Source organism: Pseudomonas sp. (assembly GCF_037994325.1).
Taxonomy (GTDB): domain Bacteria; phylum Pseudomonadota; class Gammaproteobacteria; order Pseudomonadales; family Pseudomonadaceae; genus Aquipseudomonas.
The window spans coordinates 1-8,854 of the sequence record NZ_JBBNAH010000310.1; the positions used below are offsets into that span (position 1 = coordinate 1).

Sequence of the window (8,854 nt, forward strand, 5' to 3'; positions counted from 1 at the left end):
TCCCCTCCAACCGCATTATCTGGGAAGCCCTCGCCCCTCTCGGGGTTGAGGTGGTGCAGGTGAGCCTCAAAGGCAGCGACCCGGAACAGGCCCTGCTCGATGCCTGTGGCCCGCGCACCCGGTTAATGTCGGTAAGTGCTGTGCAGTTCGCCAGCGGACTGCGCCTGGATTTGAACAAGCTCGGCCACGGTTGCCGCCAGCGCAATGTGCTGTTTTGCATCGACGCCATTCAACAACTGGGCGTGCAGCCCTTTGACGTGCAAGCGAACCAGTGCGACTTCGCCATGGCTGACGGCCACAAATGGCTGCTCAGCCCTGAAGGCCTGGGCGTGTTCTATTGCCGCGCCGAATTGCGCCCGCAACTTAAATTGCAGGAGTACGGCTGGCATATGGTCGAGCGTATGGGCGACTACACCCGCACCGACTGGGAACCGGCCAAGAGCGCCCGCCGCTTTGAATGCGGCAGCCCGAATATGCTCGGCGCTATGGCCATGGAAGCCAGCCTGTCGCTGCTGGAAGAGGTCGGCATGGTGCAGGTGGCGCAGTTGATTGAAGAGCGCGTGCAATGGCTGCAAGACGGCCTCAGCGCGCTGCCGGGTATTGTGCTGCACACGCCGCTAAACCCGGCGCGCCGGGCCGGTATTTTTACCTTTAGTTTTGAAGGTAAAGACACCCAGGCGGTTTATCAGCAGCTTAAGGCGCGCAATGTGGTGTGCATCCCGCGCGGGCCTGGTATTCGTTTTTCGCCGCACTTCTATACGGAAAAGCGCGTGATCGACGAAACCTTGGCCATTGTGGCTGAGGTGGCTGCTAGCTGAGCACTCAGCAGCCGCGCTGGTATTCCAAATCCGTTTAAGCAACGGCTTGGCGGCACTGGCAGATCGGCGAAGTTCACCAATACTGAGCGTTACTGGCTTGCGGCATCTCCCCCAAGTGCCGCGCCAGCCAAGGTACCGTGGACTGTGTACCTTGATTTACTCCTAATGGTCTTAACCCGGATTCACTCCCCCAGAATCCGGGTTTTTTTTAATTTCACTTTTATAGCTGCTGCGCTCGGCCAGGCTGCGTTGGAGGCAGGGGTCGAAATGCTCATTGGCTATAGCCAACTGCGCTTTCTCGCCCTACCTCCGCCTTGCCTGGCCTTCGCTCGCGACGCTCTAAAGGCGAAATTCTGCGTACGGTAGATCAAGATCAAGAGCGGCTTCGCTGCGCTGGCCATAAAGCCAAAGCCCAAGACGTAGGGTGTGCTGTGCGCACCGGGCGATTTACGCGGGTACGCCACGGTTATCCGGCGACGTGGGCCAGGGGGAATAGGCGTTTGAAGTTTTCGCTGGTTTGCGCGGCGAAGGTGTCGTAGTCGACGCCACGGTGAGTGGCGAGGAATTCGGCGACTTCGCGTACGTATTGCGGCAGGTTCGGTTTGCCGCGGTAGGGGATCGGCGCCAGGTAGGGGGCGTCGGTTTCGACTAACAAGCGGTCGGCAGGCACTTGGCGGGCGACTTCGCGCAGGGCGTCGGCGTTGCGGAAGGTGACGATGCCGGACAGGGAAATGTAAAAGCCCAGGTCCAGCGCGGCCTTGGCCATCGGCCAGTCTTCGGTGAAGCAGTGCAGTACGCCGGCTGTAGGCAAGGCGGCTTCACGCAGCAGTTCGAGGGTGTCGGCACGGGCTTCGCGGGTGTGCACGATCACCGGTTTGCCGGTGATTTTTGCCGCTTGCAGGTGCAGGCGGAAGGCTTCGCGTTGCAGTTCGGCGGCTTCGGGTTCGTAGTGGTAGTCGAGGCCGGTTTCGCCAATGGCGACTACACGCGGGTGGTCGAGCTCTTTGAGCAGCCAGTCGAGGGCTGGGGCGGCGCCGGGTTCGAGGTCTAGCGGGTGCACGCCAACCGAACAATCGACGTCGGCGTAACGCTCGGCCAGGGCTTTTACCGCGGCGGCGTTATCGGCGCTAACGCCAATGCACAGGAAATGGCCGACACCACGGGCGCGGGCGGCGTCCAGCGCGGCATCCAGGGAGCCACCATGGGCGGCAAGGTCGAGGCGATCAAGGTGACAGTGGGAGTCGACGAGCATTAGCGGCTGGGCTTACATCGTGTGGGTCGGGCGATCGGAGGTCAGCGCGCCGGCCAGGTAGGTTTCGATTTTGTTGCGGGCGGTGTTGTCACCGTCGTTGAACTGCACGCCAACACCGGCGGCGCGGTTGCCTTGGGCACCTTTGGGGGTGATCCAGACGACTTTGCCGGCGACCGGGATTTTTTCCGGTTCGTCCATCAAGTTGAGCAGCATGAACACCTCGTCGCCCAACTTGTAGCTTTTGTTGGTGGGGATGAACAAACCGCCGTTTTTGATGAAAGGCATGTACGCGGCATAGAGCACGGATTTGTCCTTGATGGTCAGGGACAGGATTCCGTTACGTGGGCCAAGGTTGGGTGGCATGCTCATGCTGCATTCCTAGCTACTGATTCAGGGACTGATTCTAGCCTTGTCCGGGCAGGCTTGCCCACTGCACAAGGAGTGCTTCGAGTAGCAAAACACGATTCAAGTTGGCTTTGCCCAGCACTTTTTGCCGCTGCGCCAGTAACCAGTCCTGAATCGCCAACACTTTGCCCTGCGCCGATTTGTCGGCTAGGTACTGCACGACCTTGCGCATATCGGTCAAACCGAGGCCGTCTTCGTCCTTGGTCAGTTGGTAGCGCAGCATCAGTTGCGTCCATTCGCAGAACCAGTCGAACAGCTGCAGTAGCGGGATGCTGTTCCAGCCCTCGGCCAGTTGACTGGCGGCGACTTGTTGCTTGAGCAGCTTTTTCACCCCATCGACCACCAACGCGCGCTGCTCGCGCACGCCTTGGGCGTTGAGCTTGACGGCATTCAGCGGCGAGCCGGCGGCAAGGCTAAGCAGTTCGCTGCGCTCCTCAAGTGAGCAATCAGGCAATGCCTCGGCCAGCCAGGCCAAGCTCTGCGCCTCGGTGGGCAATGGGCAGGCTTGCTGCACGCAGCGGCTTTTGACCGTCGGCAAGAGGCGGCTGGGCTGGTGGCATACCAACAGCAGCACGGTGTCGCCAGACGGTTCCTCCAAGCTTTTCAGCAGGGCGTTGGCAGCGTTGAGGTTCATCGACTCGGCCGGCTCGACCAGGACCACTTTGCGCCCGCCCATCTGCGCGGTCTGCACCACAAAGCTGACCAGCTCGCGCACTTGGTCGACCTTGATCGCCTTGTCGGCTTCTTCGGGTTCAAGAATAAAGTTGTCCGGGTGGGTGCCAGCGGCCAACACCAGGCACGACTTGCACTGCCCGCAGGCCCGTAGGTTTTCAGGAGCGCGACAGAGCAGCGCGGCCATCAGATTTTCTGCCATGGCACGCTTACCGATACCGGCTGGGCCATGGAGCAAATAAGCATGAGCATGCTGGGCACGGCCGGCCAGGGTTTGCCAGAGCGAGGCCTGCCAGGGAAATACATCAGCCACGGGCGCGCTCCAGTAGCTCCGGCAGCAGCGCGTCGAGCGCCACTTGCACTTCACTTAAGGTCTGCGCGGCGTCGACTACGCGGTAGCGCTGCGGCTCGGCGGCGGCACGCTCCAGGTAGGCATGGCGCACAGCGTCAAAGAACGCTCGCCCTTCTTGTTCGAAACGGTCCAGCCGGCCGCGGGCGCTGGCGCGAGCCAGGCCGACCTCTACCGGCAAATCGAAAATCAGCGTCAGGTCAGGGCGCAGTTCACCTTGCACAAAGGTTTCCAACGCGGCGATGCGGTCTTTTGGCAAGCCGCGACCACCGCCCTGATAGGCGTAAGTGGCATCGGTAAACCGATCACACAGCACCACGGCGCCGCGCGCCAGGGCTGGGCGAATCACCTGTGCCAGGTGTTGTGCGCGGGCGGCAAAGACCAACAGCAATTCGGTATCGACTGCCATTGGTTCATCGCTGGGCGCCAGCAGCAGTTCGCGAATGCGCTCGGCCAAGGGCGTACCGCCAGGCTCGCGGCTTAACACCACATCCAAACCCTGGGCGCGCAGGTGCGCCGCCAGGTATTCACGGTTAGTGCTTTTGCCGGCGCCTTCCGGGCCTTCCAGGGTAATAAACAGGCCAGTCACGGGCGGTCCTTACAGTATTTAGTGCAAAGCGGGCTTATTGCACAGCCGGCACGGGGGCCGGGCTGGAGCGGTAGTCGGCGCGTCGCTTGAGTTGAAACTCGCGCACCGCTCGGTTGTGGGCATCGAGGTCGTCGGAGAATACATGGCTGCCATCGCCACGGGCGACAAAATACAGGCTCTGGCCATCGACCGGGTGCAAGGCGGCGTGAATGGCTTCACGGCCGACCATGGCAATCGGCGTTGGCGGCATGCCGGCAATGACGTAGGTGTTATAGGGCGTGGCTTCGCGTAGATGGGCACGGGTGAGCTTGCCGGTATAGCGTTCGCCCAGGCCATAGATAACGGTGGGGTCTGTCTGTAATTGCATGCCTTGCTGCAGGCGGCGGACAAACACGCCAGCGATCTGCCCACGCTCTTGCGGCACGCCGGTTTCCTTTTCAATCATCGAGGCCATGATCAGCGCATCGTAGGCTTGTTTGTAAGGCAGATCGGCCGCGCGCTGCTGCCACTCTTCATCCAATACGGCAGCCAGGCGGGCGAACGCTTGCTTGAGCAGATCAACGTCGCTCATGCCACGCACATAACGGTAGGTATCGGGGAAGAAGCGACCTTCGGGAAACACGCCAGGCTGACCGACGCGCTCCATCACCTGGGCATCGGTGAGGTCGGTGATGGTTTGCTCCAGCTTGGCTTGCTTGGCGAGTGCACTGCGCACCTGGCGGAAGTTCCAGCCTTCGACCAGGGTCAGGCTGTATTGCACCACGTCGCCGCGCTGCCAGAGCACCAACATATCCTTGGCGGTGGCGCCGGGGTTGAGCTGGTATTCGCCGCTGTGCAGCGCTTGCCCAGACAGGTTGAAGCGCCAGTACAAACGCAGCCAAAACGCGTCATGCAACACGCCTTCGCTTTCCAGACGATTGAGCACGCCACCGGGCGTTGCGCCGGCCGGCACTTCCATCACGTAACCTGCGGGCACATTCAACGGCTGCTTGAGCGCGCTGTTTTGCTGCCAGACGAAAAAGGCCAGCAGCAAGCCGGCCAGCAACACTCCGCCTTCCAATAGCAGCAGTAATTTACGAATCACGAATTAGCAGTCCAGTAGGTCGCGGGCGATGCGCTGCAGTTTACGGGTGAGCGGCCCAACCGGCCAGCTGTGCGCTTGTAGCGCGCACACCGGCCATACGCCGTAGAGGCTGTTGCAAAGGAATACTTCGTCGGCAGCGAGCAGCTGCTCATAGCTAAGCGCTTGCACCGACACTGCTATGCCGAGGCTTTCGGCCTGCGCCAACAGCTCGGCACGCATTACACCAGCCACACCGGAGCGTGAGAGTTCGGGGGTTACAAGTACGCCATCGCGGACGATAAACAGGTTGCTGTAAACGCCTTCGATCACGCGGCCGGAAATATCCAGCATCAGCCCTTCGGCGTGGTCGCTGTCCTGCCACTCCGAGCGGGCCAATACCTGTTCCAGGCGATTGAGGTGCTTAAGGCCGGCCAGCAGCGGTTGCTCGGCTAGACGGGTGGCACACGGGAACAGGCGCACGCCGTGCTCGGCGTTATTGACCGGGTAGGCCGGCGCTGCGGCTGCTTGCAGGATTCGTCTTGGAACCGCGGTGATCGGCGCCGCGTAACCGCGCAAACCGTCGCCCCGAGTGAGGATAAGCTTGGCCACGCCCTCCCCCACTTCGGCGGCAAACGCCAGCAGCTCAGTACGGACCAGGTTCAGGTCGACAGGGATAGTTAAGCGCTGGCAGCCATCGGCAAGCCGGGCCAGGTGTCGCTCAAGCAGTTGCGGCCGTCCGTGCTTGACGCCGATGGTCTCGAACAGACCATCGCCATACGCCAGGCCGCGATCCGTAAGGGCCACGGCCTGCTGCGGGCGACCATCCACCCAGCTCAGCATTACTCAGCGAACCGGCGGAACACCAGGGAGCCGTTGGTACCGCCAAAGCCGAACGAGTTGGAGACCACTACATCAATCGGCATGCTGCGCGCTTCATGGGGCACGAAGTCGAGGTCGCAGCCTTCATCCGGCTCTTCGAGGTTGATGGTTGGCGGCGCCACTTGATCGCGGATCGCCAGCACGCTGAAGATCGCCTCAACCGCACCGGCCGCGCCTAACAGGTGGCCGGTCATCGACTTGGTGGAGCTCACCGCCAGCTTGTAGGCGTGGTCGCCAAACACCGACTTCACCGCTTCCGCTTCGGCACGGTCGCCAGTGGGCGTCGAAGTGCCGTGGGCGTTGATGTACTGCACTTGGTCGGCGTTTACATTGGCATCGCGCAGGGCATTGCGAATGCAGCGGGCAGCGCCGGCGCCGTCTTCGGGCGGCGAAGTCATATGGTAGGCATCGCCGCTCATGCCGAAGCCGATCAGCTCGGCATAGATACGTGCACCACGGGCCTTGGCGTGTTCCAACTCCTCCAGCACCAGGGCGCCGGAACCATCGGCCAGAACAAAGCCATCGCGGCCTTTATCCCAAGGGCGGCTAGCGCGGGTCGGATCGTCATTGCGGGTGGACATGGCGCGGGCTGCAGCGAAACCGCCAATCCCCAGACCACAGGCGGCCATCTCGGCGCCGCCAGCAATCATCACGTCCGCTTCACCGTAGGCAATATTGCGCGCGGCCATGCCGATGCAATGGGTACCCGTGGTACAGGCGGTGGCAATGGCGTAGTTCGGCCCCTGCAGACCCAAATGGATCGACAGAAAACCGGAAATCATATTGATGATCGAGCCAGGCACAAAGAACGGCGAAATGCGCCGCGGGCCTTGGTCGAACAGGGCTTTGCAGTTGTTCTCGATATTGGTCAGGCCGCCAATGCCCGAACCCATGGCTACGCCAATGCGCTCACGGTTGGCGTCGGTGACTTCCAGACCAGCGTCACGCACAGCTTGAAAGCTGGCGGCGAGGCCGTACTGAATGAACAGGTCGATTTTGCGAGCATCTTTGGCCGAGAGGTAATCCTCGACGTTGAAGCCTTTCACCGAACCACCGATACGGGTGGTGAAGGCGGAAAGGTCCGTATGCTCAATCAGGCCAATACCACTTTGGCCGGCCAAAATACCCTGCCAGCTGCTTGGAACATCGGTACCCAGGGGCGACAACATGCCCATACCGGTGACCACGACGCGTCTACGCGACACAGCAATCTCCTCTTATGCGTTTTACACAGCGCTCGACATGCGCTTAAAGAAAAACCGCACGCCTTGTGGGCAGTGCGGCTTTTCCAAGTCGGGAGTCGACGATTACAGGTTATTACGCGTGAGCGGTAACGTAATCGATAGCTTCCTGAACGGTGGTGATCTTTTCGGCTTGCTCGTCCGGGATTTCGGTTTCGAATTCCTCTTCCAGAGCCATCACCAGTTCAACGGTGTCAAGGGAGTCGGCACCCAGGTCTTCAACGAAGGAAGCGCTGTTGGTCACTTCTTCTTCTTTGACGCCCAGTTGCTCGGCAACGATTTTCTTGACGCGTTCTTCGATGGTGCTCATACCTTGTTTTCACTCCTAATGAACAAATCCAGGCAGCTGGTCTGTGTCAGTGTATAGAAAGGGTTTTGCGCATTTCAAGTTGAAAGCCGAGGACCTTCTCGATCACTCCAACGAAATGTCTATAAACCGGTTGCAGCTTTATAACGGATTTTAGACAGCACGTATGACAGTTTTCTGAAGGTCTGCGTCACATTCAACTCATGTACATTCCGCCATTCACCGGAATAGTAGCCCCGGTAACGTAAGCTGCGCCATCGGAAGCCAGGAAAGACACCACATTGGCAATCTCTTCTGCTTGGCCCAGACGACCCAGCGGAATCTGTGCCTGAAGCGCTTCACGCTGCGCTTCGGGCAGTTCGCGAGTCATATCGGTATCGATAAAACCTGGCGCCACCGAGTTAACGGTGATCGCCCGCGAACCTACTTCACGCGCCAGAGCACGGCTGAAACCTTCCAGCCCCGCTTTGGCTGCCGCGTAGTTTACCTGCCCGGCGTTGCCCATGGCGCCAACCACCGAACCAATATTGATAATTCTGCCCCAACGGGCCTTGGTCATGCCGCGCAAAACTGCCTTGGTCACCCGATACAGGCTGCTCAAGTTGGTGTTGATGACGTCATGCCACTCTTCGTCTTTCATGCGCAGCATCAGGTTATCGCGGGTGATGCCGGCATTATTCACCACGATCAGCGGCGCGCCGAATTGCTGTTGGATCGACTCCAACACGCTAGTCACCGACTCATCGCTGCCAACATCCAAGACCAAGCCGACACCTTCAATACCATTGGTCTTAAAGAAGTTGGAGATATTTTCCGCACCGGATGCGGAAGTGGCTGTACCGACGACAGTAGCGCCTTGACGGCCCAGCTCAAGCGCGATGGCCTGACCGATACCACGGCTGGCGCCAGTAACCAGCGCGACCTTTCCTTGCAGACTCATAAGAGTTTCTCCTAATCAGGCCAGCGCCGCGCGGGTAGCGGCATAGGCGTCTGGGGTATCGAGATTGTAGGTATTGATGCCTTTGACGCAGCGCTTATTCAGACCGGACAACACGCGGCCCGGGCCACATTCCACCAGGCCAGTTACGCCAGACTCAGACAAACGCACGATGGACTCAACCCAGCGCACTGGGTTGTAGAGCTGAGCGAGCAAGTCGCGTTTGAGCACGTCAAGATCATCCACCACAGCAGCGCTGACGTTCTGCACCAGGGCAATTTGCGGCGCTTTCCAGTCAATCGCGGTAACCGACTCAGCAAACTGCTCAGCGGCCGGGCGCAT

At 60.3% G+C, this 8,854-nt stretch carries 11 protein-coding genes; 1 reads left to right on the forward strand and 10 read right to left on the reverse strand.

Going from position 1 to position 8,854, the window contains the following annotated elements; translation table 11 throughout:
- Window positions 1-818 (forward strand): aminotransferase class V-fold PLP-dependent enzyme (locus AAAB16_RS10480; protein WP_340663273.1); only part of this gene is annotated, 818 nt, incomplete at its 5' end.
- A gap of 466 nt (window positions 819-1,284) precedes the next feature.
- Here AAAB16_RS10480 and AAAB16_RS10485 read toward each other — a convergent pair.
- From AAAB16_RS10485 to AAAB16_RS10530, 10 genes are all read right to left on the reverse strand, one after another.
- Complete coding sequence (locus AAAB16_RS10485) at window positions 1,285-2,070, reverse strand: TatD family hydrolase (protein ID WP_340663274.1); 786 nt, start codon at window positions 2,068-2,070, stop codon at window positions 1,285-1,287.
- Window positions 2,071-2,082: 12 nt separating this feature from the next.
- A complete protein-coding gene (locus AAAB16_RS10490; RefSeq protein ID WP_108097397.1) occupies window positions 2,083-2,439 on the reverse strand; it encodes a PilZ domain-containing protein in 357 nt (118 codons plus the stop codon).
- A gap of 34 nt (window positions 2,440-2,473) precedes the next feature.
- Window positions 2,474-3,460, reverse strand: a complete 987-nt coding sequence (locus tag AAAB16_RS10495; RefSeq protein WP_340663275.1) for a DNA polymerase III subunit delta' — start codon at window positions 3,458-3,460, stop codon at window positions 2,474-2,476.
- Window positions 3,453-4,085, reverse strand: a complete 633-nt coding sequence (gene tmk / locus AAAB16_RS10500) for a dTMP kinase (protein ID WP_340663276.1) — start codon at window positions 4,083-4,085, stop codon at window positions 3,453-3,455. The genes AAAB16_RS10495 and tmk overlap by 8 nt, the downstream gene beginning before the upstream one ends.
- A 34-nt stretch (window positions 4,086-4,119) precedes the next feature.
- Entirely contained in the window at window positions 4,120-5,169 is a 1,050-nt protein-coding gene (gene mltG / locus AAAB16_RS10505; RefSeq protein ID WP_340663277.1) for an endolytic transglycosylase MltG, read from the reverse strand.
- A 3-nt stretch (window positions 5,170-5,172) separates the two neighbouring features.
- A complete protein-coding gene (gene pabC / locus AAAB16_RS10510) occupies window positions 5,173-5,988 on the reverse strand; it encodes an aminodeoxychorismate lyase (RefSeq protein ID WP_340663278.1) in 816 nt (271 codons plus the stop codon).
- Complete coding sequence (gene fabF, locus AAAB16_RS10515; protein ID WP_340663279.1) at window positions 5,988-7,232, reverse strand: beta-ketoacyl-ACP synthase II; 1,245 nt, start codon at window positions 7,230-7,232, stop codon at window positions 5,988-5,990. The genes pabC and fabF overlap by 1 nt, the downstream gene beginning before the upstream one ends.
- A 112-nt stretch (window positions 7,233-7,344) precedes the next feature.
- The gene (gene acpP, locus AAAB16_RS10520; protein ID WP_058066290.1) at window positions 7,345-7,578 is read right to left on the reverse strand and encodes an acyl carrier protein; all 234 of its coding nucleotides are present in this window, start codon (window positions 7,576-7,578) and stop codon (window positions 7,345-7,347) included.
- Window positions 7,579-7,771: 193 nt separating this feature from the next.
- Window positions 7,772-8,515 (reverse strand): 3-oxoacyl-ACP reductase FabG, encoded by a 744-nt coding sequence (gene fabG / locus AAAB16_RS10525; RefSeq protein WP_340663280.1) that lies wholly within the window; start codon window positions 8,513-8,515, stop codon window positions 7,772-7,774.
- A 15-nt stretch (window positions 8,516-8,530) separates the two neighbouring features.
- On the reverse strand, window positions 8,531-8,854 hold a 324-nt coding region (locus tag AAAB16_RS10530), incomplete at its 5' end, for an ACP S-malonyltransferase (protein ID WP_369335440.1).

What these genes read in the sequence shown, in the direction of transcription:
- AAAB16_RS10485 (WP_340663274.1), bottom strand. Translation starts at nt 2,070, where the DNA reads ATGCTCGTCGACTCCCACTGTCACCTTGATCGCCTCGACCTTGCCGCC.
- AAAB16_RS10490 (WP_108097397.1), bottom strand. Translation starts at nt 2,439, where the DNA reads ATGAGCATGCCACCCAACCTTGGCCCACGTAACGGAATCCTGTCCCTG.
- pabC (WP_340663278.1), bottom strand. Translation starts at nt 5,988, where the DNA reads ATGCTGAGCTGGGTGGATGGTCGCCCGCAGCAGGCCGTGGCCCTTACG.
- acpP (WP_058066290.1), bottom strand. Translation starts at nt 7,578, where the DNA reads ATGAGCACCATCGAAGAACGCGTCAAGAAAATCGTTGCCGAGCAACTG.
- fabG (WP_340663280.1), bottom strand. Translation starts at nt 8,515, where the DNA reads ATGAGTCTGCAAGGAAAGGTCGCGCTGGTTACTGGCGCCAGCCGTGGT.